Consider the following 25,125-nt stretch of genomic DNA (forward strand, 5'->3'; position numbering starts at 1 on the left):
ACCTCAAACCGATCAGGGTCAGACGCGGACGATGCGAGTTCCGGCTGCCTTGTCGTGCAGCCCGACCCCGTCGGCGTCGGTGATGACCGCCGGGATGACGAGGCACAGCAAGGCGGCCCGGATGGCACCCTGCAGGATCGTCGTCGTCGGGCGGGTCACCGGGACGACGGCCATGCGCAGCAACCGGTGGCCGAGGCTGCCGGCGGCGAAGGGGACGAGGATCGCGTGCTCGAGGAAAAGGATGGCCAGGGGGTAGAAGCTCTGCGCCGTCGGGCCGATGTCGGTCACCTGGCCGATCAGCCCGAAGGTGATCGCCAGACACGCGGCCCAGTCGATGGCGATGCCGAGGAGGCGTCTGCCGAAGCCAGGCGTCGGCGGCTGCGTCGGCTGCGTTGGCTGGGCGGGAGAGCTCACGGCAGGTGAGCCTAGTTGCCTCGCGTCCACACGGCGGGCCGACTCACCCCCTTCGCCCCCGTCGGTCGATAAGGTGGACGTCTCACGAGTCGGGATCGCCGTCTCATGTAACACCGCCGAAACATGCGAGTCATGACCGAGCAACGCGGCGGCCCTAGCCTCGGGAGCGATACAGCCGGTCGACGCCGGAAGTCGACCGCCCCACCCCAGGAGGATGGAATTGTTCAGCAGCGCTGACGAGGTCGTCGCATACATCAGGGAGCAGGACGTCAAGTTCGTCGACATCCGCTTCTGCGACCTGCCCGGTGTGATGCAGCACTTCAACGTGCCGGCGGAGTCCGTCGACGAGGACTTCTTCACCGAGGGCCAGATGTTCGACGGCAGCTCCATCCGGGGTTTCCAGGCGATCCACGAGTCCGACATGAAGCTCATCCCGGACGTCAAGACCGCCTACCTCGACCCATTCCGCGCGGAGAAGACGCTCATCATGAACTTCTCCATCGTCGACCCCTTCACCGGGGAGCCGTACAGCCGCGACCCGCGCAACATCGCGGCCAAGGCCGAGGCCTACCTGAAGTCGACCGGCATCGCCGACACCGCCTTCTTCGGTGCCGAGGCCGAGTTCTACGTCTTCGACGACGTGCGCTTCGAGACCAAGGCCAACGCCAGCTACTACTACCTCGACTCGATCGAGGCGGCGTGGAACTCCGGGCGTGAGGAGGAGGGCGGCAACCGCGGGTACAAGACCCGCTTCAAGGGTGGCTACTTCCCTGTCCCGCCGGTCGACCACTTCGCTGACGTGCGCGACAAGATGTGCCTCAACATGGCCAAGGTCGGCCTCGAGGTCGAGCGCGCGCACCACGAGGTCGGCACCGCTGGGCAGCAGGAGATCAACTACAAGTTCAACGAGCTGCTCCAGTCCGGCGACGACATCATGAAGTTCAAGTACATCGTCAAGAACACGGCCTGGGCCGAGGGCAAGACCGCGACCTTCATGCCCAAGCCGATCTTCGGTGACAACGGCTCGGGCATGCACACCCACCAGTCGCTGTGGAAGGACGGGGAGCCGCTCTTCTACGACGAGCAGGGCTACGGCGGCCTGTCCGACATCGCCCGCTGGTACATCGGCGGCCTGCTCAAGCACGCCCCGGCGCTGCTCGCCTTCACCAACCCGACGGCGAACAGCTACCACCGCCTCGTGCCCGGCTTCGAGGCGCCGATCAACCTCGTCTACTCGGCGCGCAACCGCTCGGCGTGCATCCGGATCCCGATCGCGGGCAACTCCCCCAAGGCCAAGCGCATCGAGTTCCGCATCCCGGACCCGTCGGCGAACCCGTACCTGTGCTTCGCCGCGCAGCTCATGGCCGGCCTGGACGGGATCAAGAACCGGATCGAGCCGCCGGAGCCGGTGGACAAGGACCTCTACGAGCTGCCGCCGGAGGAGCACGACGCGATCGAGCAGGTCCCGACCACCCTGCCCGCGGTGCTCGAGGCCCTCGAGGCCGACCACGAGTTCCTGCTCGAGGGTGACGTCTTCACCGAGGACCTCATCCAGATGTGGGTGGAGTGGAAGCGCGAGAACGAGGTGCTGCCGCTGCAGGTGCGCCCGCACCCGCACGAGTTCGAGATGTACTTCGACATCTGATCCTTGAGGGCATCGACGCAACCCCGTAGGCGAGGGGGGGTCCAGACCGGCCGGAAGAATCGGCCGAATCCGGACCCCCCCTCGTCGCCCAAGCGTCCTGGCCGCACTATCCTGATCGCCCGAAGGACCGGTCACCGGCTGACGGAAGGTGCGACGTGACGGAGCAGCGGAAGGCGTGGTGGGCGGTCTTGCTGTGGCCGCTCGTCATCACCGCTGCGGGCGTCCTCGCCTACCTGAGCTTCATGGACCAGCTGCCCGAGCAGGTGGCCACGCACTGGAGCTCACGCCAGCCCGACGGCTTCACCGCGCGGGAGGACGTGCCGTGGCTCGGGCTCATCGGCCTGGTCACGGCGTGGTTCACCGGCGGAGTCGTGCTCGCCGTCGGCGGGCGGGACGGCACGGCGCGGCGGCTGGCCGTGGGGCTCACCGCAGGTTTGGCGATCTTCACCTCCGGCGTCCTCCTGCTCGGCACGTACGGCCAGCGCGGACTCGATCACGGGCGCGGCGCCGACGGCCCCGAGTGGCCGCTGGTGCTCTCCTTGCTCGGCGCCCTGCTCGTCGGTGGCCTCGCCGCGCTCACGGTCAGGGGGCGGGTAGCGGGCGACGCGCGAGCCGCTCATCCCGTCCCGGCCGCCGCTCCCCGCGCCGAGCTCGCCCCCGACGAGAAGCCGGAGTGGTCACGCACGGCCCGCCCGGGTCGGTCGTTCGGGGTGCTGTTCGCCGTCGTGCTGGTCCTGATCGCCGGGACAGGTCTGCTCACCTCGGCATGGCTCTTCACGCTGCTGCTACTGGTGCTCGTCGGCGGGCTGCTCCTCGCGCTCAGCGCCTTCCGGGTCCAGGTGGACGCCACCGGTCTGCACATCACGAGCGTGCTGGGTCTCCCCCGCTGGCACCTGCCTCCCGAGGACGTGGCAGAGGCGCGGGTGGTCCAGGTCGACCCGCTGACCGACTTCGGCGGCTGGGGCTACCGCCTCGGCCTGCACGGTCGGACCGGCTTCGTCGTGCGCAAGGGCGCGGCTCTAGAGGTCGAGCGCGGAGACGGCACCGCATGGGTCGTCACGGTCGACGACCCGGAGCAGGGCGCGGGGCTGCTGAACTCCTTGGCCGATCGCGCACGACACTGACCGACGCGCGTCGCTGACCGAGGAAGGGGGCATCGCCCCCTTCGTCCAACCGGTTCCAGGATTCTCTTGATGACAGGTCGAGTCCGTCATCAATATATTGCATGCCCATCCCGAGTACGGTCGCCGGAGTGCCCCGCTCCCTCCTGCGCGACGAGGTCTTCACCCGCCTTCGTGACGCGATCACCGATGGCTCGCTCACACCGGGTGAGCAGCTGCGCGACCTCGACCTTGCCCAACAGCTCGGGGTGAGCCGCACCCCCGTCCGGGAGGCGCTGCTCCGCCTCGCCGAGGTCGGTCTCGTCATTGCCCGGCCGGGCTCGTCGACGACGGTCAGTCCCCTCGAGGTCAAGGCCGTCCAGGACGCCCGCGACGTCGTCGCCGCCATGCACGAGACCGCGGTCCGGGTTGCCGTCGACCGGCTGACCGAGGCCGACCTCGCGGAGATGAGCGAGGCCAACGCGCGCTTCGAGGCGGCGCTGCGCGACGGTGACCTCGAGGCAGCCCTCGCCGCAGATGACGACCTGCACGCCGTCCCGGTCCGGGCCGCCAACAACGACGCCGTGGCCGCGGTGCTCGACCAGTACTCCCCCGTGCTGCGCCGCGCCGAGCGGCTGCGCTTCTCCACCCTCACCGGCGGCGGCTCGGTCGCCCGGCACGCCGAGCTCATCAAGCTGTGCCGATCCGGCGACTCCTACGGCGCCGCAGCAAACGCCTTCGACACCTTCCACTCCCTGCCCGCCGCTCGCGGCACCACAGATCCGTCAGTCAACGAGGACTGACACCACCGAAAGGCGCCTCACATGGCACTGTCCGACTTCCCCCGCCAGCAGCTCACCTTCGGCCCGAGCCCGGTCCACACGCTCGACCGCCTCACCGAGCACCTCTCCCAGCGCGGCGGTGGCGCCACCACGATCTGGGCCAAGCGCGAGGACTGCAACGCCGGCCTGGCCTACGGCGGCAACAAGACTCGCAAGCTCGAGTACCTCATCCCCGACGCGGTCGCCTCCGGCGCCGACATGCTCGTGTCCATCGGCGGGTACCAGTCCAACCACACCCGCCAGGTCGCGGCCGTCGCGGCGAAGATGGGGATGCAGGCCGTGCTCGTCCAGGAGAACTGGGTGGACTGGCCGGACTCGGTCAACGACCGCGTCGGCAACATCCTGCTCAGCCGCGTCATGGGTGCCGAGGTCCGCCTGGACTCCGCCGGCTTCGACATCGGCTTCCGCGACTCCTGGAAGCAGGCGATCGAGGACGTCAAGCGCCGCGGCGGCACCCCGTACGCCATCCCGGCCGGCGCGAGCGACCACAAGCTCGGCGGTCTCGGCTTCGCGGGCTGGGCGCACGAGGTCGCCCAGCAGGAGGAGGAGCTCGGCGTCTTCTTCGACACCATCGTCGTGTGCACCGTCACCGGCTCCACGCACGCCGGGATGATCGCCGGCTTCGCCGACCTCGAGGCGGCCGGCGGACGCAAGCGGACCGTGCTCGGCATCGACGCCAGCGCCACCCTGGAGAAAACCCGCGACCAGGTCGAGCGGATCGCCCGCAGCACCGCAGAGCTCATCGGCGTGCCCCGCGACCTGCGCGACGACGAGATCACCGTGCTCGAAGGGTGGGCCGGCGACCTCTACGGCATCCCCGTCCAGTCGACCCTCGACGCGATCCGCCTGACCGGTCAGCTTGAAGGAATGATCATCGACCCGGTCTACGAAGGGAAGTCGATGGCTGGCCTGATCGACCTCGTCACCTCGGGACGCATCGAGCCCGGCAGCAACGTCCTCTACGCCCACCTCGGCGGGCAGCCGGCGCTCAACGCGTACAGCGCGCTCTTCACCCACACCGACCCGGTCGAGGTCTGAGCACCAGCTCGGGTCGGGGCTCTTGGTCGAGCAGCGCCGCTGGACGGCGGCGACCGCTCGCGCCGGTGAAGCCTGTGGACAAGTCAAGATGCGGATCTGGCGAAGTTGACTAGCCTCGTGTCCCAGGGGCGCCGCCAGGCGTCAGGTCTGAGGAATGGGAGCGCAGGGTGCGCAGGACAGGCATCGGGATCGTCGCGGCTGCCGCGTTGCTCGTCGCTGGGTGTAGTGGCGAGGGAGGCGAAGGGGGTGAGTCCAGCTCGACCTCGACCGTGAAGCCGACCGTGGTCAAGCCGGACGAGAGCGCTTCGAGCAGCTCGGGATCGTCGTCGGAGTCCTCCGGCTCTGAGTCGTCTGGGTCCGGCACGGCCTCCGCCTCCGGCGCCGCCACCGAGCCTCCTCCCGAGGCGCAGAAGAACACGAAGGCGGGAGCCGAGGCGTTCGCGAAGTGGTACTACGAGCAGGTTGGTGAAGCGACAGTTACGGGAGACGTCTCGGTGCTCAGAGAGGTCTCGGAACAGGGATGCAAGATCTGTCAAGCGACGGCTGACAAGACAGCGCAGGGCGCCGAGAAGTACGGACGAGTCAAGAGCAACCCATACACAGTGACACTTGTCGACGCTCGGAAAGACTCGGGTCGTCACGTCGTTCGCGTGAAGGTCAAGTACGACGACTACTACTTCGTCGATGAACGCGGTGAGGAAGCTGCGAGGGTCAAGGGCAACGAGTACGGCGTGACCCTGTTTCCGCGGTGGCACTCAAACCACTGGCAAATGTCCGACTGGGTAATCGTTCTATGAGTTCGCTGCTCACATCCATCCTGGCGCTACTGGTCGTCGCTAGCAGCGCCAGTCCCGCTGGCGCGACGCCGATCGACAACGACCCTCCGGCCACGATCATCACCGACCAGGCTTTGCATGTAGCCACCGGGCAGAGTCAAGTCATCGACTCCCACAAGGAGAAGCAGCAGCAGCGAGCACACTCGGCTGCCAGAGCGTCATCGGGAGGTCAGGACAAGGCGCCCGAGGTGCGCTGGGAGTCGATGACCCGCCCGTGCGCCTCCTCCGCTGCGGACGCACTGTGCGGCGCGGTCCGTGCCGAGTGCGGGATGCGTGGCGAGACCGCGACGCTGACCTTCTGGCGTCGCGAGGGCACGACCGACTGGGGCGTCGGGCGACCCAGCTGCAACGGCGACACCCCACCCCCACCACCGGAGGTCCCGGCCGGCGCGGTCATCGCCCAAGCTCCGCCGACCCCTTCCTTCGCCCAGATCCAGAGCGCCTTCGAGGAGCTGCCCTTCTGCATGCCCAAGCCCTCGATGGAGCCCGTGGGCGGACGCACCCTGGTCAACCTGCCGACCTTCTACCGGGTCACCTGGCCCGATGACGCCGGCTGCCTGCGCCCGGGCAAGACGAGCGAACCCGTCCAGCTCCTCTCCTGGAGCATCGACTTCAAGGTCGAACCCCACGCCTACCTCTACTGGTACGGCGACGGGCAGACCTCCGGGTGGACGACCAGCCCCGGCGGGACCCACCCCGACGGCGACATCACCCACACCTACGAGACCACCGGCGACAAGCTGGTCAAGGTCGACGCCCGCCTCACCGGCTCCTACCGCGTCAACGGCGGCGACTGGCAGGACATCGACACCATCGCCAACCTCCAGGATGAGCCCAACGTCCCCTACGAGGTCGTCGAGGCCAAGAACCGTCTCGTGAGCTGACGCCCCCTTCGCGAGTCGCTCAGGTGCGCACGTCGAACCGGTCGGCGTCCATCACCTTGGCCCAGGCGGCGACGAAGTCGTGGACGAACGTCTCGGCCGCGTCGTCGCAGGCGTACACCTCGGCGAGCGCCCGCAGCTCGGAGTTCGACCCGAAGACGAGGTCGGCGCGGGTACCGGTCCAGCTCTGGCCGTCACCGCCGGTCCCGTCGAAGCTGTCGCCACCCTCGCTGGGCGTCCAGCTGGTGGCGAGGTCGAGCAGGTTGACGAAGAAGTCGTTGCTCAGCTCCCCGACCCGGTCGGTCAGCACCCCGGCCTGCGAGCCGCCGCTGTTGGCGCCGAGGACCCGCAGACCACCGACGAGCACGGTCATCTCCGGGGCGGAGACGCCGAGCAGGTTGGCCCGGTCGATCAGGTGGTACTCGGCCGGCAGGAGGTTGTCGCGCCGCTCGTAGTTACGGAAGCCGTCGGACGTCGGCTCGAGGTAGGCGAAGGACTCGACATCGGTCTGCTCCTGCGTGGCGTCACCACGGCCGGAAGTGAAGGGCACCTGCACCTCGACCCCGGCTGCCCGGGCGGCCTGCTCCACGCCGACGTTGCCGGCGAGGACGACCAGGTCGGCGAAGGAGAGATTGACCTCGCCCTGGATGTCCTCGAGCGTGGCAATGACCTCGGCAAGCTCCTCGGGGTCGTTGACCTCCCAGCTGCGCTGCGGCTCGAGCCGGATCCGCCCGCCGTTGGCCCCGCCGCGCATGTCGCTGCTGCGGTAGCTCGACGCCGCCGCCCAGGCGGTCTTGACCAGCTGCTGCACGGTGAGCCCGGAGCCGGCGATCTTGTCCTTGGCCTCGGCCACGTCGGCCTCGCTCGTCCCGAGGTCGTTGGCCGGGATCGGGTCCTGCCAGAGCAGCTCCTCGGTCGGCACCTCGGGCCCGAGATACCGGGCCACGGGGCCCATGTCTCGGTGGGTCAGCTTGTACCAGGCCCGGGCGAAGGCGTCGGCGAACTGCTCGGGGTCGTCGTGGAAGCGACGGCTGATCTTGTCGTACTCCGGGTCCATTCGCAGGGCCAGGTCGGAGGTGAGCATCCGCGGCTCGCGCCGACCGCTGCCGAAGGCTTCGGGCACCATGTCCGAGCCGCCGCCGTTCTTCGGCCGCCACTGGCTGGCACCGGCGGGGCTCTTGGTCAGCTCCCATTCGTAGGCGTAGAGGATGTGGAAGAACTCGTTGTCCCAGCGCGTCGGGTGGTAGGTCCAGGTGACCTCCAGGCCCGAGGTGATGGTGTCCGCTCCCTTGCCTGACTCGTAGGTGCTCAGCCAGCCCAGTCCCTGCGCCTCCAACGGCGCGGCCTCGGGCTCTGCGCCGACGCTGGGCATCGGGTCGCTCGCGCCGTGGGTCTTGCCGAAGGTGTGCCCGCCGGCGATGAGGGCGACGGTCTCCTCGTCGTTCATCGCCATCCGACCGAAGGTGTCGCGGATGTCCTTGGCCGAGGCGACCGGGTCGGGGTTGGCCTCCGGCCCCTCGGGGTTGACGTAGATCAGACCCATCTGGACCGCGGCCAGCGGGTTCTCCAGGTCGCGCTCGCCGGAGTAGCGCTTCGATCCCCCTTCGTCACCGCCGAGCCACTCGCTCTCCGGCCCCCAGTAGACGTCGTCGTCCGGTTCCCAGGCATCGACCCGGCCACCCGCGAAGCCGAAGGTGGTGAAGCCCATCGACTCCAGGGAGACGTTGCCGGCCAGGACGATCAGGTCGGCCCAGGACAGGGAGCGTCCGTACTTCTTCTTCACCGGCCACAGCAGGCGGCGGGCCTTGTCGAGGTTCGCGTTGTCCGGCCAGGAGTTCAGCGGGGCGAAGCGCTGCTGGCCGGTGCCCGCGCCACCACGGCCGTCCTGCACCCGGTAGGTGCCGGCGCTGTGCCAGGCCATGCGGATCATGAAGGGGCCGTAGTGCCCGAAGTCTGCCGGCCACCAGTCCTGGGAGGTGGTCAGCACCTGCTCGATGTCGTGCTTGACCTCGGCCAGATCGAGGGAGTTGAAGGCCGCGGCGTAGTCGAAGTCCTCGCCGAGCGGGTTGGCCACTGCGGGGTTCTTGGCGAGGATCTTCAGGTTGAGGCGGTTGGGCCACCAGCCGCGGTTCGCATCTCCCTGGGTGGGATGGGTGATCGCGTCGTGCATCACCGGGCAGCCGGCGGCCTCGCCAGGTCCCGGCTCGTTCATCTCCTTGACCTGGGCGTCGTCGGTGGGCTGCTTCACGGCGCCCGCCTCGTTGGTCTCGGTCTCGTCATGCACGGACATGGCGGCTTCCTCTCTCGGGTGTCGGCACACGCTGGCCGTCGCCCCGAGGGCGAGGTGTGTGCTCGTCATTGACCACGAGAGACACGGTGCTCGCCTGTCTGGAATCTGTCAATACATTGACTCGTTCTCGTCCCCCCTTCGACCGCGCGACTCGGCACCTACCAGCCCAGGTCCGCCCGCAACGCCATCGGGTCCTCCACGGTCATCGTGGCGCCGGGGTGGGTGATCCGGCCGGTGGGGTCGATGCCCTTGACCGGCGTCGCGAAGGTCACGCACAGCGCCTCGCGCCCGTTGGTGGCGAAGGAGATGCCCCGGTCGGCGAAGGACAGGTGCGGCGGGCCGGCCGTCTTGACGAAGGCGAAGCCGCCGGTCAGCTGGGTGCCGGTGATGTTGCTCAGCGGGGTGCGCAGCGACCAGGGCCCGTAGCGCACGCGCAGCTCGTCGTCGGCGACGTCGACCCATGCCGTGCGCGGGGTGATGGCGAAGGCGAGGGCGGGCAGCCGGTAGGCCGGGTCGAAGGCGAAGGGGTGACGGCTCACCTGCTGCGCACCCAGTCGAGCAGACCGGCCGGTCCTCGCTGCTGCTCGCCGAGATAGGCGTCGAGGACGAGCAACCCACCGGTCGTGGCGGGGACCGCCCACTGGAGCCACTGGATGCGTCGCTCGAGCTCGGGAGCCGGGGTGTCGACCGGCTCGCCGGAGTCGTTGCTGCCGGTGCGAACGTCGCCGAGCTGCTGGCCGGTCGTATAGGCGCCGTACGACGCGGCGAGCGCGGCGCCGGTGAGCGCAGTCTTGAGGACGACCGCGGTGGTGGTCGGGGGGTGGGCGAGGGTGCGGCGGCGGTTGTCGGCGACGATGCCGAGCCCGCTGAGCAGGTGCAGTGCGATCGCGCCACCCTGCACCGGCCCCCACGCCTCCCAGCCAGCGCCGGAGATGTCGGCCTCGCCCGACTTGGTGCGGGCGCGCTCGGCTGCGGTGTTCAGGCCCACCGCGCCCATGAGGGAGCCGCCGAACCAGGCGGCGTTGGTCAGCAGATGGGTGGCCCGGATTGCGGTGCTGGTGATGGTCATATCTCGACAGTAGGTGACGAGGGGTCTCCGCTCGCTGTCTAGCGGTCCCCCATGAATCTGGTCTTGACCAGGAACGACAGCCTCGTCCCGGCGAGGAACTGCGGGGGCGGCATCGCCTGGAGGCTGCGCGCCCCCCTGTTGATATCTCGAGATGCGGATCGGGGTGGTTTCACTACCGTGGACCGGGTTGAGGACCCCGCACCGGAGCAGGGCGAGCATCGAGGAGCCGAGTTGTGCGCAGGACCACCACCGCTGCCGTCGTAGCCGTCGTACTTGCCGCCAGCGGGTGCGCCAGCGGCGAGGGCGAAGGTGGTGAATCCAGTTCGACCTCGACGGCACCTCCCAGCGTCGTCCCGACCGAAGAGAGCCCGTCGACCTCGTCGTCCGGGTCGGAGTCGTCCGGGCAATCGAGCACGAGTTCCGCCGGAGGCAACACCGAGCCTCCGCCCGAGGCGCAGAAGAACACCAAGGCCGGAGCCGAGGCCTTCGCGAAGTGGTACTACCTCCAGGCGGGCGCCGCGTTGGTCACCGGCGACGCCTCCACGTTTCGCAAGTACTCCTCCACCAGCTGTCGAGTCTGTCAGCGCACCGCGGACGAGACGGAGACGGGCGCCAAGAGGGACGGCCTCGTTCAGAGCAACCCCTACCGCGCCTCCGTCCTCGATTCCACCAAAGAGGGCAACAGCCGCCGTGTGAGAGTCAAGGTGAACTACGACGACTACTCCTTCGTGCGAGAGGACGGCTCGAAGACGACAGTCGAAGGCAACCAGTACTGGATTACCTCCACCACCACGTTCAATGGAGACCATTGGCAGGTCCAGGACTGGGTGGTGGTCATGACCGACGAGACACCCTGAGTCCTCGCCTCCGCACTCGCGCGGAACCGGCGGATCGCCTGCTGCCGATCCATCCGCACGCGAAGGGGTCGGCGACGCACCGATCTCCGGTCATCCGACGTCGACCCACCGCTGCAGACCGGGGCGGGTCGCCCCTTCGCCACTGGTGGCGGCGGCGACCACGGCAGCGAGGTGCTCGTTCCCGCCGGCGGGAACGGCGAGGTGCAGGGTTACGCGGGCGGCGTAGTCGGTGCCGGTGACATCGATGCCGGAGGCGCGCAGCTCGTGCTCGACCCGCCCCGCATCGGCGTGGTCGACGAGCAGGGTGTGCTCCTCGACCAGCCGACGTTCGAGAGGTTGCGCGTCGTCCAGGGCGGCACGGACGGCGTCGCCGTAGGCGCGGACCAGTCCCCCTGCCCCGAGCAGCGTGCCCCCGAACCATCGGGTGACCACGGCGGTGACATCGCGATACCCCGAGCCGCGCAGGACGTCGAGCATCGGCGTACCGGCCGTCCCGGCAGGCTCGCCGTCGTCGTTGGAGCGCTCGGTGCGCCCGTCCGGCCCGAGGATGAAGGCGCTGCAGGTGTGCCGGGCGTCGTGGTGAGCGCGGCGCTGCTCCTCGACGATCGAGCGGGCCTGATCTTCGCTGCCGGTGCGGGCGAGGCGGCAGAGGAAACGCGACCCGCGATCCTCGACCTCTCCCCAGGCGTCGTCGGCGATCGTGCGATAGCTCGTGACGTCCACGGACCGCAGGCTAGTCCGGCGATCGCCGGAGCATCGGGGACCGTTCGTCTGAGGTTCCCCGGGGATCTGCGGACGCAAGGCAGGCAGTGCGCGGCGATCAGAGCTGGACCGAGCGCAGGAGCAGGCTGGTCTCGCTGTTGACCACCCCGTCGACGGAGCGGATCTGCCCCATCACCCGGTCGAAGTCGGCCAGGCTCGCGGTGCGCAGCTCGGCGACGAGGTCCCACGCGCCGTTCGTCGTGTGCAGGGCGACGATCTCGGGCAGGCCGCGCAGCTGGCTGATCGCCTGCGTCGTCGAGCGGCTGCCGACCTCGATGAGGGTGACCGCACGGATGGTGTCCGGGTCGTCCTCGGTGCGCACCCGCGCGGAGAAGCCGAGGATCGTGCCCGAGTCGACGAGCCGACGCAGCCGCGCGTTCACCGTCGCCCGGGTGACGCCGAGCCGCTGCGCCAGCGAGGTCACCGACTCCCGGCCGTCGGCGCGCAGCGCCGAGATGAGTCGGCGATCCAGGTCGTCCAGGGCAGTCATGCGCATACTGTGCACCGCCACTGACCAGATCGTCTACTCCACTGACCACAATCGCGCATCACGCCCATTGTCGGTTCATTCTGACCTCTCCTACGGTGACGGCGTCCCCTTCGCACCCCTTCGCACCCCCTTCGCACCCCAAGGAGCCACCACCCATGGTCCGTTTCGTCGACGTCGAGCACATCGCCCGCTGGGCGGCCGAGGGCGACCTCGAGCACATCCTGCGCGAGCTCGCCGGGTACATCGAGGAGGACTTCCGCCGGTGGGAGCGCTTCGACCTCGTCCCCCGGATCGCGTCGCACTCCACCGACGGCGTCATCGAGCTCATGCCGACCAGCGACGGCGAGACCTACACCTTCAAGTACGTCAACGGGCACCCGAGCAACCCCGCCCGCGGCTACCAGACGGTGACCGCCATGGGCATGCTCTCCGAGGTGCACAACGGCTACCCCGCCTTCCTCTCCGAGATGACGCTGCTCACCGCCCTTCGCACCGCCGCGACCTCGGCCGCCGTCGCGCGCCAGCTGGCCCGCCCTGACTCCTCGGTGATGACCCTCATCGGCACCGGCTGCCAGGCCGAGTTCCAGGCCCTGGCCTTCCGCGCGCTGCTCCGGGTCAACCGGCTGCGGGTGTGGGACGTCGACCAGGCCGCGATGGCCAAGCTGGCCGCCAACGTCGAGCCGCTCGGCTTCGAAGTCGTCGTGTGCAGCAGCGGCGCCGAAGCGGTCCAGGGCGCCGACATCATCACCACGTGCACGGCGGACAAGGCCTACGCGACCGTCCTCACCGACGACATGGTCGCCGACGGGGTGCACATCAACGCGATCGGCGGCGACTGCCCCGGCAAGACCGAGCTCGACGCGCGAATCCTTGAGCGCGGCGACGTCTTCGTCGAGCTGCCCGAGCAGACCCGCATCGAGGGCGAGATCCAGCAGATGCCGGCCGACTTCCCGGTCACCGAGCTGTGGCAGGTCTTCGTCGGCGACGCCGCCGGGCGCCGCGACGCCGAGCAGATCACGATCTTCGACTCGGTGGGCTTCGCGATCGAGGACTTCTCCGCCCTTCGCTACCTGCGTGACGCGGTCGCCAAGAGCGGTCACTTCACCGAGATCGACCTCATCGCCGACCCGCAGAACCCCAAGGACCTCTTCTCTCTCGTCCGTGCCGCCACCCCGGCGCTGACCTCGGTGGGCTGAGGGTGTCGGTCCAGGCACCGGGGGCGGTCGTCATGGTCCGCCCGCACCACTTCACGCCCAACCCCGCGACCGCCGCGGACAACCGCTTCCAGTCCCTCGACCCGAGCCGGGAGGACGCGCGGATCGCCGCCGACGCCTACGACGAGGTGAGCGCGGCTGCCGCCGCGTTGATGGGCGAAGGGGTGAGAGTCCACCTCTTCGATGACGAGGACCCGGCGCGCTGCGACAGCGTCTTCCCGAACAACTGGTTCTCGACGCATGCCGGGGGCCGCGTCGCGGTCTACCCGATGTACTCCCCCAGCCGGCGGACCGAGCGGCGCGGGGACATCCTCGAGATGCTCAAGGGCGCCTACCGGGTGCACGAGGTCGTCGACTACTCCGGGCTCGAGCACGACGACGCCTACCTCGAGGGGACCGGCGCCATGGTGCTCGACCACGTCGGCCGGGTCGCCTACGCGGCGCGCTCGCACCGGACCAACCCGATGGTCCTCGAGCGCTTCTGCGCCCAGTTCGGGTACGACCCGATGGTCTTCGACGCGTGCGACGAGAGCGGCGAGGCGATCTACCACACCAACGTCATGATGGCGATCGGCACCGGGTACGCGCTCGTCGCGCTGGAGCTGGTGCGCAGCCCGACGCGAAGGGGGCAGGTGCGTGACGCGCTCGCGGCGACCGGGCGGGAGGTGCTGGAGCTGACCGCCGAGCAGGTGCGCGAGTTCGCCGGCAACGCGATCGAGCTCACCACGCCGACCGGCCGGGTGCTTGCGCTCTCCGAGCGCGCGGCGGCCTCGCTCACGCCGCAGCAGCGCGAGGTGGTCGAGGACAGCTGCCGGCTGCTGCCGCTGCGGGTGCCGACGATCGAGCTCGCTGGTGGGTCGGTGCGGTGCATGCTCGCCGGGGTGCACCTGACGCCTCGGGCTACCACCCCGGTCCCCGAGGTGCGACGAGCTCTGCGGGCGGTGCCCTGAGGCGCGAGGAGCCTCGACGGGACTGACGGGACCCGACGGGACCGCTCCACCCGCCGCCTTGAGCGTTGCCCCAGCATCTGGGGCAACGTCCAAGCGCACGTCGCCGCACCGCCCGCGATCCCGGGCGGTGCGGCGACGCTTCAAGCCGGGCGACACCCGCGATGAGCAGGTCATAGCCGTCGATCGGCGTACCGGTCGTTGCGAGAGAGGCCCGGATCTCGCCCGCGTGCTCGGCGGCGTCGGCATCGAGGTCGAGGACAACGACGAAGGGGGTGAACTCGCGGATCGCCCGTCGGTTGCGCGCCGGATCAGTCGACTGCGCGGCGCCGTAGACCAGCTCGCTCAGGGTGACGGTCGTGATGGCGAGGCGACCGGCCTCCTCCGTCATCTTGCGGCGCAGAGTCGGGCTGGCCCGGCCACGGAGGACGTCGATGACGACATCGGTGTCGAGCAGGTACGCCACGGTCACAGCGCGGCCCGCTCCTGCGCCTCGGGCTGCTCGCGCTCGCTCATGAAGTCTGCTGTCACGGTCACTCCGTGCTCGAACCAGAAGTCGATGCCGCGACCGACCGGGACGATGACTCGGGCATCACCCACGGCGACTATGTCGACCTCGCGGACGTCGTGGTCACCGAGACGACCCGCCGAACAGCCGCTCGAGCGGCGCCGGCCAGTCCGGCCAGCGCCCGAGAAATGCCGCCTTGGTCAGCGGCAGCTGATCTGATGCAGACGCCTGGCACTCACACCCGGTCTCAGCGCACGCCAAGAGCGTGGTCCCAGGGGCGGGTGAGCGGTGCAGCGCCCCTGGGTGGCCGCACAGCCGGCACACAGTGCCGTAGGGCCGTTGAGTCGTCATCTCGTACCCTTCGTGGTGGTCACTGAGACGCCTCCGTTCGCGGTCGACGGCGTGGCGCCAAGTGCGCGACGAGGAGCGTACGGAGCTCTTCACCGCGTCTGGTGAACTCGCTCGGCTCCATCTCACCAAACGGCTCCAGCCCATCGAAGTAGGCCGATGCCTCCGCAACGGCCAGCCTCGCGCTAGCAATCGATTCAAAGTAGACGCGCAGGCCCTTGAGGGTCACCTCCCGGCTCAAGTCACGAAGGTCCCCAGTCGTCAAAGCGTCCAGCCCCGTCGCACCGACTCTCGCATCAGTGGCGAATTGTGTGCTGACCTGCATCGCCGCTACCGCCGCGATCGCAGCGCGCAGGACGTCCTGCGCCTTGTCATGGCTCCGCTGACGGACGTTGAGCCAGTAGGTCAAGGCCGCGCCTGCAAGCACCGAGACGAACGGAAGTAGGGCCGCAACAGCCGTGGTCACTGAGACTCCTCATCACTAACGGGTACACCTTGCTCTCGCATCATGTTGTCGAGGGCGTAGGCGAGGGTCAGGAGCTGCTGGGTGAACGCACCTACCGCTTCGGCGTCGCCCTTCGTAAGTGGGTTGATCTCGTGGGTCGCTTCGTTCCCGACGTCCTTGATGCGGTCGACCCAGCTGAGCATCGACCTGGTGATGACACCTTCGCTCTCTAGGTGATCGACGCACTCCTTGAAGCTAGGTGCGCGCCCCTTGTCGTTGCGGGGGGAAAGACCCTTGTCGACGGCGACATGTAAAAGGAGTTTGCGGCAGAGCATCACCGCGGCGGTGTAAGCGGACGCGCCGAAACAGGTTCGCGCCTCATCCCAGATGCGCTCGTCCGCCTCGGGAAGTCCCTCGACCCGCGCGAATGGGCGGACGGGGGGATACACCGCGCTCCCCCTAGCCAACGCCCCATCGCCACAAGCAGCGCATCTCAGCCACCGCACGCTGTCGGTGTCCACGACTGACCTTCCCTGCACCGCCTTCGTGAGCGCCGCTACACGAACCATCCTGGCTGCCCCGCAGTGCGGGCATCTGACGTCATCCCAAGCCTGCGAGCTGGAGGCGTCCCAGCTTCTCCCCAGCTGCCCCAGGCCGTCGCTGATCCCGCTCACTTGCCCTCTGCCTCCTGCGCCCGAGCGCGCTTGATCGTGCGGTACACGGTGGTCACTGCGACACCTCGTTTGATTTCCCTCAGCAGAATGTCCATGTGTGGTCACCCACCGACTCGGGCGTCGCGGGGAACCCGTCCGGCCCCTGCCTCTCGTAGGTCATCCTGACCTCGTCAGGGAACAGGGCAAGCAGCCGTTCGTGCGTAGAGCGCACGAGACTGGCAGGCGCGTCGGGGGCAAGGACCAACGTCCAAGCCTCCAGCCCGAACTGCTCCACACCCGTGATGTAGAACGCAACGTCGAGGTGCGTCGTGGTGCCCGCCGCCCGGGCCTCGTTCGCGAGCTGGAGGATCCCCGTGGTTGGCCACTCGTCATCGAGGGCGGTGAGGTCATCCCGGGTAGCCAGGGCGTGCGACCACGCGGTATCAGCTGAGTACTCCCGGAAGACCTGCTCCCGGTAATCGGCCGACGGTGCCTCGGGCCCGGAGACGTCTCGATCCCCCACAAGATCCTGAACCCACTGGGGCAGGTCCCCACCACGGACCGTGTAATGCGCGCCGTGGCAATGGACGCGAGAGCATGCTCCGGTCTCGCGGAGGCCTCTCTGCTCGATCCGCTCCAAGTAGTCCGGCCAGCCCTCGCGCCGCCACCTCTTGATGAAGTCGAACATTGTCGTGGTCACTGAGACTCATCCTCCCGATGCCCTTGCTTCGCAGCGGCAATGTCCTCGTCGGTGTGAGTGGCAGTCATCTGCTTCATGCCCGGGCGGTATCCCGGTTGCGAGTGAAGCCACTCCCGCGCTTCCTCGGTGAGGCGAGCCTCGTCTGCCGCGCCGCGGCTCTCGCTGCCCTGCCCCATGCCCTCTCCCTTCGTCGTCGTCGGCGTCACCCCCGGGTGGTTGCGATCAGAGGCGGTGCTCGAGGCCTTCGAGGTGACCGAGGCGACGTGGACCGAGGCGGCCGAGCGCATCCCCGGCTTCGGCGCCTCGGAGACGCCGGCCTATGTGGCACGCGGGGTCGCCGCCCTCGCGGCCGACCCCGGGGTCGCTCGACACCACGGCGCGGTGCTCACCGCGCGCCAGCTCTCCGACGAGTACGGGGTGACGGACGTCGACGGGTCGCGACCTGACTGCTGGGGCCTCATTCGCGACCTCGGCTGGGAGGACCAGCCCCTCGGCGTCATCGACGACTACCGCTGAGCCCGGGGCGACCTACAGGGTGCCCAGCCCCGGCACGAACCGCCCCACCCGCTCGGCGTAGTCGCGGAAGTCCTGACCGTGGACCCGGAGCAGGTAGGGCTCCTCGACGAACCGGACCTGCAACTCCACGCCGATGGTCAGAGCGATGACCGCGGCCAGCGTCACCGGGTTGGGGACCATGACGAGGACGCCGATCATCGCCAACCCCATGGCGGTGAAGATCGGGTTGCGCACGAGGGCGAAGGGACCGCGAGTCACCAGGGCCGTCTCCTCGCTGGGGTCGACACCGATCCGCCACGAGGCGCCCATCGCCTGCTGGGACGCGATGACCAGCGCGAGACCGGCGAGGGCCACGACGAGCCCAACCCACCAGGCCACCCCCGGTTCGAGCGTCGACGCGGGTGCCACCAACGCGAGGACAGGCCCGACGAGGCCGAGGAGCACCGCGACGGCGAAGAGTGCGCCACCCCACCGTCCGGCACCGGCCTCGGAGGCGACGCGACGGATCCCGGTGTCGCCGGTCCTGCGGTACTGCTGCCAGGTTCGCGCGCCGAAGGCCAGGAGCAGGCCGACGACGTAGACGCCGAGCGCGACGATGGCACCGACCTCGACAGAGGGGGTCACGACGCGCCCTCGCGGTCGAGGTGGTCGTCGAGCGTCAGGGTCGCCCCCGCAGCCGCGAGGAGCGCATCAGCACTGCCGAGCAGCTCAGCGAGGCGCTCAGGATCAGCGAGCGCGAACCACGAGGACCTCCCTTCGGGTCGGACCGTGACCAGACCACAGTCCCGCAGGCAGGCCAGATGCACGCTGACGGTCGACTGGGCGAGGTGCATGTGGTCGACGAGGTCGCGGACCCGGTGCTCGCCCGTCGCCAGGTGATCGAGCAGCGCCAGCCGGGTCGGCTCGGACAACGCGTGGAAGAGCGCAGCGAAGGCCCCCCGTGCCTCGGCGCCGGCCAGCGCGCCACCTTCTTCATTGATCGTCATTTAACGATGATATCCCACTGTCACGATGAAAGTTGGGTTGGGGCACGACGAAGGCCCCGCCACGCGATGCGTGACGGGGCCTTCGGGTTTCGAGGCATCGGCCGCTGACGGCCTCTCTCCTCAACCCACGGTGGTACTGGCGACGTCACATATTCGAACTGCACGAATAGCTCGTGCTCGCGAGCATCCGAGGCCGTTAAGCCCTGCCAGTTCCGCTCCCCACAAGTCCAGTGACCGCGAGGCCGAAGTAGGTCATGCCAGCCGCCCAACGGCCGACCACTCGAGGCCGTCGCTGGACCCGCCGCAGTCACCGAGACCCTCCCTCATCTTCTTCGCTCCGGTCGATGGTGCGGTACATCGTTGCTCGGTGGTCAATTGAGACGCCTCTCCTGTCATCGCCGGAGTTCTCCTACATGCTGGCTAAGGGTCCGGATCGCTCGATCAATGTTGTTCAGTTCATTCCCATCCTCGGACGCACCCTTCCGCGGGCCACCCCAAGCTGCCGGTGAGACCTTCCCAAGGATCCCGACGTCAAACGCGAACGACTCGTTGAAGGGCTTCCCGCGGTCGTCTTGGTATGCCACAGTGACCGTCACTACTGACGGGGCGCCCGAAAGTTGGCCCGTGCCCTTGTGCGCGTACTGCCACATGACGCGATGTCTCGTTCCCGGCGGAAACTCGTGCTCGCGCGCAAGGTAAGCCAACAGCGGTTCGGAGATGTGATCGTCAGGGTCACGAGCGGTCCACGACTTCGGATCAGTTGTGATGCGAACTCGGCGCGCTGCGGAACGCCCGGTGCTGTGGAGGGTGAGGTCCCAAGCTCCGGGGCCATGAAGACTGGGAACGATGTCCGCCACCACGTAGGGCCGAGCGTCATCGCGCATCTGCCGGCGCAGAAGGTAAACCTGATATGCAGCGATGAGTGCGGTCATCAGCGCTGCCAGGGAGGTGGCGCCTGCGGTGGTCACTGAGACACCGCCTCGGGACGGGTGATCGATGTCCGACGCAGCCACGCAATAGCCAGACGCTCGTCGCGGTCCGTGAGCGCATGCGTCGCGGGCACCACGTGGTGGGTCACGTCGGCCCCCATTGCTGCCAGCCCCTGAGCACAGCGGAACCCATCACCGGGCGACCGCCGCTCGTCATGCGCACCGTCGAGGACCAGCACCGGGAGGCCGTCAAGATTGGAGAGGGGCGGGGTGACGAAGGGAGACAGCGGCCGGAAGAGCACCGCGCCGCTGAGCAGATCTGCGTGCAACATCAGCAGGGCTGCCGCCGTGATCGCTCCGTTGGAGAACCCCACGGCGACCGGCCGGACACAGCCAAGGTCATCGTGGATGACCCGGATGAACGCCTCCAGCCCGGGAATCCTGGCCCTGAGATCGTCCTCGTCGATGCGGCGGTCTGGGTGGCGACGAAAGAACGCGTGCCCGTCGGGCAGTCGGACCGTCCCACGCACACCGAGGTGCGCGCCGCTAGGCGTGAGCCGCTGAGCCAGTGGGAGCAGGTCGACCTCGCTGCCGTTCGAACCGTGGAACAAGATCAGCGGGACCTGCGACGGGTCCTCGCCCCGCAGCAGAATATATTCGGGCGCCGGCGAACTCACGGAATTCCCTCCCGGAGCGCCGTCACTGAGACACCTCACTGCTCTCCGCATTTGCTTCGATCACCGCAGGAAGCGCAGCAACCGTGACGGGGCCCTGTGCGTGCTGAGCCAGCCAAGTCAAGGAAATCGAGCGTCCGTCTTGCCGGATGATGGCGCGACGTGGCAGGACATAGAAGTCCCACTGTCGTGTGTCCAAGACGTCGTAGTTGTCGTGTTCTTGGGCCGTGTGCAGGCAGAAGACGTAGACGTCGGCGTGCCAGCCTTTGCCCACCGTGGCGCCTTGGGCGTGATCCCAGCCATTGGTCTGCGGGACCCGAAAAGTCGGTCTCGACACCCCGTTGGGCTGCCGCCACGCCTGAAGGTAGCCGCTCGCCTTGACCTCGACCTTCACGCCCGACGACGTGACGAGGTCATATGCGTCCCACTCCACGCGTCGGCCGGTGGCTCCCACCGCGCGAGCGACCACGAACTCCGCGAGGTACCCGCGGACGTTGTTCATCCGCAGGTCCGACATCGCCCACCGCCAGAAATCGAGAACCGTGGCGTCAATCCCCGTGAGCTGTTCGTCCCCAGACAATTCGGTGACCGCCGTGGGGTGGAGCTCGCTTCCCCCCGCGGTGCTCATTGAGACCCCTGACCGGCAGAGGCCGTAGGGCTGAACGGGTGGTGCCAGACCTTCCTAGGGCCTTCCGGCTTCGACGACCAGGACACCTTGAGCACGCGCGGTCCAAGGCCCCAGGCGGATACAGCGGTCACGACGCACGCGCTGCGCCCGGCAATCGTGCAACCGTCATCGAAGGAGAGTTTGACCGCGTTCTCACACTCGACTGAGACGCATGGGCAATGTCCGTGCCCAGGTTGGTCAGCAACAGATCGTTTCGGTCGCCTACCCCGGCATGGCTCAACCCCCACCGGACCTCGGCGGCCGCGTCGCGAAGGCTCCTGATCTGGCGTCGGTTCAGCCAAAAGCCGAGGGCCGAGCCCAGCAGTGCAATTACGGCGACGATGTTCGCCCAGCCCTCGGCGCTCATGTTTGCTCCGCAGCTTTTGCGCGCTTGACGGTCCGGTACACAGTCGCTCTGGACACGTTGTAGTCCTCGGCGAGCTGACCGACGGTCGCGGTGCCGGCCTCGTAGTCCTGGAGCAGCTTCTTCGTGCGCCGCTCGTTGAGCTTGGGCGGCTTCCCGTTGAGCCGGCCCTGCGCCCGCGCGATCGCCAAGCCCTCCATGGTGCGCTGCCGATTCAGGTCGGATTCGAACTCCGCGACCATCGCCAGTGCGTTGAACAGGAACTTTCCCACCGGGTCCTCCGGGTCGTGCAGCGACGGCCCCAGCTGCAACGCCGCTCCCTTGGCGTACACCTGACCCACGAGGTCGCGAGCATCTGGCACCGATCGGGCTAGCCGGTCGAGCTTGGTCACCGCGAGCACATCCCCAGGACGAAGGGCGGCGATCGCTTGTGTGAGCCCGGGCCGGTTCTTCATCGACCGCCCCGTGCGCTTGTCCGTGTAGATCCGCTCCCGGTCCACACCGAGGTCAGCCAGGCCCTTCAGCTGCGCAGCGAGGTCTTGGCGCTCAGTCGAGACCCGCGCGTATCCAATCAGCACGCCGCCCGCACCCTCCTGTGTCATTTGGGGTTCGTTGCTGCGATTCTACGACGTGCAGGTCAAATGCGACGGGCTCGCCGCGATCGGCGCGCTGAGCGGTCGACGCGATCGCGGTGTCGCATTTGACGATCGGGCAGGGCGACGTCCTTGGGCAGTCGCACCGCCTGGGTGGTGTTGTTCTTGAAGACCGTGGTGCGCGTCATCACAACCTCCTGTATATACGGCCAGGGCATACCCGGGATCGGACACCGGGGTGCCGACGGCGAACCGTCAAGCGGTGAGCCGGTGCAGCTCGACCTGCTTGGCGACCCGCCCGTCCCCGGATGACCGCCCGCGCAGGCGACGCCCGATCCACGGCCCGGCGAAGGTCCGCGCCCAGGTGACATGGCCGCGCAGGGTGTGCGGTGGAGCGGGCCCGTCGGGTGGGGTGAGCCAGTCGGTGTCGTTGGGCACGCCGAGCAGGTGCGCCGCGCCGACGGCGAGGCGCTCGTGCCCGAGGGCGGAGAGGTGCAGCCGGTCGTCGGCCCAGGCGCGCCGGTCCTCGAAGACGCTGCCGGTCGTCACGGTGGGCTCGAGCATGCCGTGGTGCTCAGCGAGGTAGCGGTACATGCCGTTGAGCTCGCGGCGTCGCGACTCGAAGACCCGGCTGACCGGCAGCACGGAGCGGATGTCCGGGATCGGCACGACGAGCACCCGCGCGCCGCGCTCGGTGCAGGGCGCGACGATGTCGACGAGGGCCTGCAGCAGCGCCTCGCGGTCGAACCGGGGGCGGAGCAGGTCGTTCATCCCCGCGGTGAAGGTGACGACGTCCGGCTCCATCGCCAGCGCTGCGTCGAGCTGGGTGTCGCGGATCTGCGCGGTGCGGTATCCGCGCACGGCGAGGTTGGCGTAGTCGATCGCCCCGTGGTGGTGGGCGAGGATCTCGGCGAGCCGGTCGGCCCACCCGCGGGGCGTGCCGTCGGGCCACGGGTCGTCACCGACCCCTTCGGTGAGGCTGTCCCCGATCGCGACATAGCGAAGGGGGCGAGCCGCCCCCTGGTCGGTGGGGCTGGAGTCGGGCGTCATGCCTGCGAGTCGTGGCCGGGCGAAGGGGTGGGATGTCCCCCTTCGCCTCGGGTCACCGACAGGGCCCACGGACCGCTCGCGTCGGCGCGGGTGTAGACGATGCGGAGGTGCTGGCGGTCCGGGGAGCCCTGCCACAGCTCGATCCGGGTGGGCTGGATCCGCCAGAGCCGCCAGTCCCCCGGCGCGACGGCGGCCTGGGCGGCGGGACTGCGGGCGGCGAGGTCGGCCTCGCACTCCTGCGGTGAGGCGAGCTCGACCGGCCCACGGACGCGGATGGCACGGGCCTGCGGCTGCCACCAGAGGTTGAGCGCGGCGGCCGGGTTGTCGGCGAGGTGGGCGGCCTTGCGGGAGGAGCCGGTGCCGGCGAACGCCCAGCCGCGCTCGTCGACATCCTTGAGCAGCAGGGTGCGCGCGTCCGGCACGCCGTCGGCGTCGACCGTGGCGAGGGTGACGGCGATCGGCTCGGGGACGTCGCCGTCGATGGCCGCGTCGAGCCAGGCGAGGGCGAGTTCGTGCGGGTCCGAAGGGAGGTCGTCCAGGTCGAGGCGCGGCGGCGTCCCCGTGAGGGTCGGGACGGTGCGGAGGCGGTCGGAGATGCTCACGTGGTCACCTTTGCACGCTCGAGAGTGTCAGCTGATGATGGTGGTGACGCCGGAGGCGCCATTCGCTTGTGGTGACGCGGCAGGCCTGCCCCAGACGTGAGCCCTGAGTGACGCAGAAGACCTCGTCGCCGATGACGAGCACGTCGTGCTCAAGCAGCTGGATCGGTCGGTCGCCAAGGGCCTCGACAGCACGGGCGAGCCGGGCCGGGTCGTGGTTGGCAAAGTTCATCGGCGTCCCGTCGGAGGTGAGGGCGCGAAGGGATCGTCCGCGCAGCGAGTCGACTGTCAGGACGACGACGGGCGCCCGGTCGCGGGCCTTCCCGAGCTGGATCCAGTGGATCTGGTGGCCGGGCCGGTAGCGGAGGTATACCTCCTTTCGACGGGCAGCCTGACGCACGCGTTGTCTCGCCGCCTGAACGCGGTGATAGGGTTTGAGCGGAGTTGGTCTGGTGTACCCACCAGGCCAACGCGAGACGGATGGCGCCTGCACCTCCACCCTTCGCTTCGTCTGCATCGAGGGCGAGCGGCAACGGAGGACCAGCGGTGGGCGACGACCTCCTCTCGGGGGTCGCCCGAAGCGGTCGGGTGGCCTCGCGTCCCGCTCACAAGGTCTCCATTGCCTTGGCGAGATGGGCGGACAGTCGCTTCGTGCGCCTCTGGCGCCCGAAGGTCCGGAGCAGGGCAGGCTGTAGTTCGACATCAGGGGTGTGCGGGTTTTTCGACCGGATGAGGCGCGCGGCGTTGCGGATTTCGGCGGGGCTGATATGGATGAAGGGTCGGTCGGCGGAGCTGTCGTTGGGCCGGAACTCGACCCAAGTCGCAGGGTCGATTTCGCGGGGCCAGACGAACCTGTCATCGTCAGCAAGCAGCCCGGCCTGCTGGATCTGGTAGGCGACCCTCTTCGCCCGGTTGGACCGGACGCGCTGAAGGCCGAACGACTGTGTTGTCTTGTCGGTGAGGCGGTCGAGGTGGATCGGACCCTCATAGGTCGCGATCTCGACAGCGACGTCGCGGACCTTCTCCTTCGCTCCCTTCTTCGGCAAGTCGTCGAGCACGTCGACGCCGCCAACCTGGACGACGGTCCAAGGCTCGAACTCAAGGCGCTTGTCACCGATCACGCTGGGCTCTCGCACGAGCACATCTGGGTCAGGTGCGACAGTCTCGGTCTTCTTCGCGGAGACCACGGATGGCGGCGCCTCGGAGGGACGAGGGAAATTTCGATGCGGTCTCGGCGACGACTACTTGCTCCGTCATGCCCTCCTGCGTTGCGAGTGCCTCATGCCGTATGCGCTTAGCCTCCTCCAGACCTTCGGTATCGCCAAAGTGCCCCAGAAGTCGCACGGCGAAGTCGTTGGCCCGGAAGGCCTCGTCGACCGTGAAGTCGTGCATGTGCGCCATCCGTTTGCGGACGATACGAAGCTCGTTGCCGATCGTGCTGACAGTCCGGTGCTAGTCGTCGAATGGGTAGCCGAAGTCGCCGAGGCGTTCGGTGAGCATGCGGAGCTGGGCCTGGAGGTCGTAAGTCCAGTACTCGTACCCGCTCGAGAACCCCTTCTTCTGGTCGAGGATTTCCAGGACCACGGTCCACGGGTGGCCGCCCAGGCTCGATGCGAGTCGATCGCCGATGATCGGGTCGAGCCGCTTGGCGAGGTAATCGAGTCCTTCCTTGACCGAGTCCTTCCTTGACGGAAAGGTTGGGCTTGAA

33 protein-coding genes are annotated in these 25,125 nt (G+C 68.6%); 11 read left to right on the forward strand and 22 right to left on the reverse strand.

The window, feature by feature from the left end; all coding sequences use genetic code 11:
- Positions 1-18 precede the first annotated feature (18 nt).
- Entirely contained in the window at positions 19-414 is a 396-nt protein-coding gene (locus FB557_RS14360) for an RDD family protein (protein WP_211356554.1), read from the reverse strand.
- 220 nt (positions 415-634) lie between these two features.
- On the opposite strand from FB557_RS14360, the gene glnA reads away from it, so the two are divergent.
- The 6 genes from glnA to FB557_RS11160 all read left to right on the forward strand — a co-directional run bounded on the left by glnA (position 635) and on the right by FB557_RS11160 (position 6,759).
- Positions 635-2,059 carry a type I glutamate--ammonia ligase gene (gene glnA / locus FB557_RS11135; protein WP_144857982.1) on the forward strand — a complete coding sequence of 475 codons (1,425 nt, stop codon included), beginning with the start codon at positions 635-637 and terminating at the stop codon, positions 2,057-2,059.
- A 155-nt stretch (positions 2,060-2,214) separates the two neighbouring features.
- The gene (locus FB557_RS11140; protein WP_144857716.1) at positions 2,215-3,183 is read left to right on the forward strand and encodes an SdpI family protein; all 969 of its coding nucleotides are present in this window, start codon (positions 2,215-2,217) and stop codon (positions 3,181-3,183) included.
- Between the two features lie 128 nt (positions 3,184-3,311).
- Positions 3,312-3,962, forward strand: a complete 651-nt coding sequence (locus FB557_RS11145; RefSeq protein ID WP_342778934.1) for a GntR family transcriptional regulator — start codon at positions 3,312-3,314, stop codon at positions 3,960-3,962.
- A 21-nt stretch (positions 3,963-3,983) separates the two neighbouring features.
- Positions 3,984-5,039, forward strand: coding sequence for a 1-aminocyclopropane-1-carboxylate deaminase (locus FB557_RS11150; RefSeq protein ID WP_144857717.1), 1,056 nt, complete (start codon positions 3,984-3,986; stop codon positions 5,037-5,039).
- A gap of 167 nt (positions 5,040-5,206) precedes the next feature.
- Positions 5,207-5,836 (forward strand): DUF6318 family protein, encoded by a 630-nt coding sequence (locus FB557_RS11155; RefSeq protein ID WP_144857718.1) that lies wholly within the window; start codon positions 5,207-5,209, stop codon positions 5,834-5,836.
- Positions 5,833-6,759, forward strand: a complete 927-nt coding sequence (locus FB557_RS11160) for a hypothetical protein (RefSeq protein WP_246074741.1) — start codon at positions 5,833-5,835, stop codon at positions 6,757-6,759. Before FB557_RS11155 ends, FB557_RS11160 begins: the two co-directional genes overlap by 4 nt.
- A 19-nt stretch (positions 6,760-6,778) precedes the next feature.
- Here the strand turns inward: FB557_RS11160 and katG are convergent, their stop codons facing one another.
- The 3 genes from katG to FB557_RS11175 form a co-directional block, all read right to left on the reverse strand.
- Positions 6,779-9,046 carry a catalase/peroxidase HPI gene (gene katG, locus FB557_RS11165; RefSeq protein WP_144857719.1) on the reverse strand — a complete coding sequence of 756 codons (2,268 nt, stop codon included), beginning with the start codon at positions 9,044-9,046 and terminating at the stop codon, positions 6,779-6,781.
- A gap of 158 nt (positions 9,047-9,204) precedes the next feature.
- Positions 9,205-9,585, reverse strand: coding sequence for a hypothetical protein (locus FB557_RS11170; protein WP_144857720.1), 381 nt, complete (start codon positions 9,583-9,585; stop codon positions 9,205-9,207).
- Positions 9,582-10,115: a hypothetical protein gene (locus FB557_RS11175; protein ID WP_144857721.1), complete on the reverse strand. Its 534-nt coding sequence runs from the start codon at positions 10,113-10,115 to the stop codon at positions 9,582-9,584. Before FB557_RS11175 ends, FB557_RS11170 begins: the two co-directional genes overlap by 4 nt.
- Positions 10,116-10,348: 233 nt before the next feature.
- Here FB557_RS11175 and FB557_RS11180 point away from each other — a divergent pair, with 233 nt between their 5' ends.
- Entirely contained in the window at positions 10,349-10,972 is a 624-nt protein-coding gene (locus tag FB557_RS11180; RefSeq protein ID WP_144857722.1) for a DUF6318 family protein, read from the forward strand.
- 90 nt (positions 10,973-11,062) lie between these two features.
- Here the strand turns inward: FB557_RS11180 and FB557_RS11185 are convergent, their stop codons facing one another.
- Both FB557_RS11185 and FB557_RS11190 read right to left on the reverse strand, forming a co-directional pair.
- Positions 11,063-11,695, reverse strand: coding sequence for an IMPACT family protein (locus FB557_RS11185; RefSeq protein ID WP_144857723.1), 633 nt, complete (start codon positions 11,693-11,695; stop codon positions 11,063-11,065).
- A gap of 97 nt (positions 11,696-11,792) precedes the next feature.
- On the reverse strand, positions 11,793-12,224 hold the full coding sequence (locus FB557_RS11190; RefSeq protein WP_144857724.1) for an Lrp/AsnC family transcriptional regulator: 432 nt from the start codon (positions 12,222-12,224) through the stop codon (positions 11,793-11,795).
- Positions 12,225-12,379: 155 nt separating this feature from the next.
- Between FB557_RS11190 and FB557_RS11195 the strand changes: the two genes are divergently transcribed.
- The gene (locus tag FB557_RS11195; protein ID WP_144857725.1) at positions 12,380-13,420 is read left to right on the forward strand and encodes an ornithine cyclodeaminase; all 1,041 of its coding nucleotides are present in this window, start codon (positions 12,380-12,382) and stop codon (positions 13,418-13,420) included.
- Between the two features lie 2 nt (positions 13,421-13,422).
- A complete protein-coding gene (gene ctlX / locus FB557_RS11200) occupies positions 13,423-14,388 on the forward strand; it encodes a citrulline utilization hydrolase CtlX (protein WP_211356557.1) in 966 nt (321 codons plus the stop codon).
- On the opposite strand, the gene FB557_RS11205 is transcribed toward ctlX, so the two are convergent.
- The 5 genes from FB557_RS11205 to FB557_RS11220 form a co-directional block, all read right to left on the reverse strand.
- Positions 14,339-14,851: a type II toxin-antitoxin system VapC family toxin gene (locus FB557_RS11205; protein WP_211356558.1), complete on the reverse strand. Its 513-nt coding sequence runs from the start codon at positions 14,849-14,851 to the stop codon at positions 14,339-14,341. The genes ctlX and FB557_RS11205 overlap by 50 nt on opposite strands.
- Before the next feature lie 2 nt (positions 14,852-14,853).
- On the reverse strand, positions 14,854-14,985 hold the full coding sequence (locus tag FB557_RS14735) for an AbrB/MazE/SpoVT family DNA-binding domain-containing protein (RefSeq protein ID WP_281290062.1): 132 nt from the start codon (positions 14,983-14,985) through the stop codon (positions 14,854-14,856).
- A gap of 278 nt (positions 14,986-15,263) precedes the next feature.
- Positions 15,264-15,707 (reverse strand): hypothetical protein, encoded by a 444-nt coding sequence (locus FB557_RS11210; RefSeq protein ID WP_144857727.1) that lies wholly within the window; start codon positions 15,705-15,707, stop codon positions 15,264-15,266.
- The gene (locus tag FB557_RS11215; protein ID WP_144857728.1) at positions 15,704-16,360 is read right to left on the reverse strand and encodes a DUF4145 domain-containing protein; all 657 of its coding nucleotides are present in this window, start codon (positions 16,358-16,360) and stop codon (positions 15,704-15,706) included. Before FB557_RS11215 ends, FB557_RS11210 begins: the two co-directional genes overlap by 4 nt.
- A 79-nt stretch (positions 16,361-16,439) precedes the next feature.
- Positions 16,440-17,027, reverse strand: a complete 588-nt coding sequence (locus FB557_RS11220; RefSeq protein ID WP_144857729.1) for a hypothetical protein — start codon at positions 17,025-17,027, stop codon at positions 16,440-16,442.
- Between the two features lie 186 nt (positions 17,028-17,213).
- Between FB557_RS11220 and FB557_RS11225 the strand changes: the two genes are divergently transcribed.
- A complete protein-coding gene (locus tag FB557_RS11225; RefSeq protein WP_144857730.1) occupies positions 17,214-17,555 on the forward strand; it encodes an SDR family oxidoreductase in 342 nt (113 codons plus the stop codon).
- Between the two features lie 12 nt (positions 17,556-17,567).
- Here the strand turns inward: FB557_RS11225 and FB557_RS11230 are convergent, their stop codons facing one another.
- The 11 genes from FB557_RS11230 to FB557_RS14365 all read right to left on the reverse strand — a co-directional run bounded on the left by FB557_RS11230 (position 17,568) and on the right by FB557_RS14365 (position 24,538).
- Entirely contained in the window at positions 17,568-18,179 is a 612-nt protein-coding gene (locus tag FB557_RS11230) for a methyltransferase family protein (protein WP_144857731.1), read from the reverse strand.
- A complete protein-coding gene (locus tag FB557_RS11235) occupies positions 18,176-18,541 on the reverse strand; it encodes an ArsR/SmtB family transcription factor (RefSeq protein ID WP_144857732.1) in 366 nt (121 codons plus the stop codon). Before FB557_RS11235 ends, FB557_RS11230 begins: the two co-directional genes overlap by 4 nt.
- 964 nt (positions 18,542-19,505) lie before the next feature.
- Positions 19,506-20,147 (reverse strand): alpha/beta hydrolase, encoded by a 642-nt coding sequence (locus tag FB557_RS11240; RefSeq protein ID WP_144857733.1) that lies wholly within the window; start codon positions 20,145-20,147, stop codon positions 19,506-19,508.
- Between the two features lie 22 nt (positions 20,148-20,169).
- A complete protein-coding gene (locus FB557_RS11245) occupies positions 20,170-20,772 on the reverse strand; it encodes a hypothetical protein (RefSeq protein WP_144857734.1) in 603 nt (200 codons plus the stop codon).
- 127 nt (positions 20,773-20,899) lie between these two features.
- Positions 20,900-21,178, reverse strand: a complete 279-nt coding sequence (locus FB557_RS11250; RefSeq protein WP_144857735.1) for a hypothetical protein — start codon at positions 21,176-21,178, stop codon at positions 20,900-20,902.
- Positions 21,175-21,777 (reverse strand): recombinase family protein, encoded by a 603-nt coding sequence (locus FB557_RS11255; protein WP_144857736.1) that lies wholly within the window; start codon positions 21,775-21,777, stop codon positions 21,175-21,177. The genes FB557_RS11250 and FB557_RS11255 overlap by 4 nt, the downstream gene beginning before the upstream one ends.
- A 35-nt stretch (positions 21,778-21,812) precedes the next feature.
- Entirely contained in the window at positions 21,813-21,956 is a 144-nt protein-coding gene (locus tag FB557_RS14225; RefSeq protein WP_170236280.1) for an AbrB/MazE/SpoVT family DNA-binding domain-containing protein, read from the reverse strand.
- A gap of 67 nt (positions 21,957-22,023) precedes the next feature.
- On the reverse strand, positions 22,024-22,818 hold the full coding sequence (locus FB557_RS11260) for an SGNH/GDSL hydrolase family protein (protein WP_144857737.1): 795 nt from the start codon (positions 22,816-22,818) through the stop codon (positions 22,024-22,026).
- Positions 22,815-23,420: a pyridoxine/pyridoxamine 5'-phosphate oxidase gene (locus FB557_RS11265; RefSeq protein WP_211356559.1), complete on the reverse strand. Its 606-nt coding sequence runs from the start codon at positions 23,418-23,420 to the stop codon at positions 22,815-22,817. The genes FB557_RS11260 and FB557_RS11265 overlap by 4 nt, the downstream gene beginning before the upstream one ends.
- A 4-nt stretch (positions 23,421-23,424) precedes the next feature.
- Entirely contained in the window at positions 23,425-23,817 is a 393-nt protein-coding gene (locus FB557_RS11270) for a hypothetical protein (RefSeq protein ID WP_144857738.1), read from the reverse strand.
- A gap of 205 nt (positions 23,818-24,022) precedes the next feature.
- Entirely contained in the window at positions 24,023-24,538 is a 516-nt protein-coding gene (locus FB557_RS14365) for a DUF3320 domain-containing protein (protein ID WP_211356560.1), read from the reverse strand.
- A 160-nt stretch (positions 24,539-24,698) separates the two neighbouring features.
- On the opposite strand from FB557_RS14365, the gene FB557_RS14370 reads away from it, so the two are divergent.
- Positions 24,699-25,106, forward strand: coding sequence for a hypothetical protein (locus FB557_RS14370; RefSeq protein ID WP_211356561.1), 408 nt, complete (start codon positions 24,699-24,701; stop codon positions 25,104-25,106).
- Positions 25,107-25,125 lie beyond the last annotated feature (19 nt).

Source organism: Marihabitans asiaticum (genome assembly GCF_007828725.1).
In the GTDB taxonomy this organism is placed as follows: Bacteria; Actinomycetota; Actinomycetes; order Actinomycetales; family Dermatophilaceae; genus Marihabitans; species Marihabitans asiaticum.

Coding starts and splice junctions, on each gene's coding strand:
- FB557_RS11150 (WP_144857717.1), top strand. CDS start 3,984: ATGGCACTGTCCGACTTCCCCCGCCAGCAGCTCACCTTCGGCCCGAGC.
- FB557_RS11160 (WP_246074741.1), top strand. CDS start 5,833: ATGAGTTCGCTGCTCACATCCATCCTGGCGCTACTGGTCGTCGCTAGC.
- katG (WP_144857719.1), bottom strand. CDS start 9,046: ATGTCCGTGCATGACGAGACCGAGACCAACGAGGCGGGCGCCGTGAAG.
- FB557_RS11175 (WP_144857721.1), bottom strand. CDS start 10,115: ATGACCATCACCAGCACCGCAATCCGGGCCACCCATCTGCTGACCAAC.
- FB557_RS11190 (WP_144857724.1), bottom strand. CDS start 12,224: ATGACTGCCCTGGACGACCTGGATCGCCGACTCATCTCGGCGCTGCGC.
- FB557_RS11195 (WP_144857725.1), top strand. CDS start 12,380: ATGGTCCGTTTCGTCGACGTCGAGCACATCGCCCGCTGGGCGGCCGAG.
- FB557_RS11220 (WP_144857729.1), bottom strand. CDS start 17,027: ATGTTCGACTTCATCAAGAGGTGGCGGCGCGAGGGCTGGCCGGACTAC.
- FB557_RS11225 (WP_144857730.1), top strand. CDS start 17,214: ATGCCCTCTCCCTTCGTCGTCGTCGGCGTCACCCCCGGGTGGTTGCGA.
- FB557_RS11235 (WP_144857732.1), bottom strand. CDS start 18,541: ATGACGATCAATGAAGAAGGTGGCGCGCTGGCCGGCGCCGAGGCACGG.
- FB557_RS11245 (WP_144857734.1), bottom strand. CDS start 20,772: ATGAGCACCGCGGGGGGAAGCGAGCTCCACCCCACGGCGGTCACCGAA.
- FB557_RS11250 (WP_144857735.1), bottom strand. CDS start 21,178: ATGAGCGCCGAGGGCTGGGCGAACATCGTCGCCGTAATTGCACTGCTG.
- FB557_RS11255 (WP_144857736.1), bottom strand. CDS start 21,777: ATGACACAGGAGGGTGCGGGCGGCGTGCTGATTGGATACGCGCGGGTC.
- FB557_RS14225 (WP_170236280.1), bottom strand. CDS start 21,956: ATGACGCGCACCACGGTCTTCAAGAACAACACCACCCAGGCGGTGCGA.
- FB557_RS11260 (WP_144857737.1), bottom strand. CDS start 22,818: ATGACGCCCGACTCCAGCCCCACCGACCAGGGGGCGGCTCGCCCCCTT.
- FB557_RS14370 (WP_211356561.1), top strand. CDS start 24,699: ATGCCGTATGCGCTTAGCCTCCTCCAGACCTTCGGTATCGCCAAAGTG.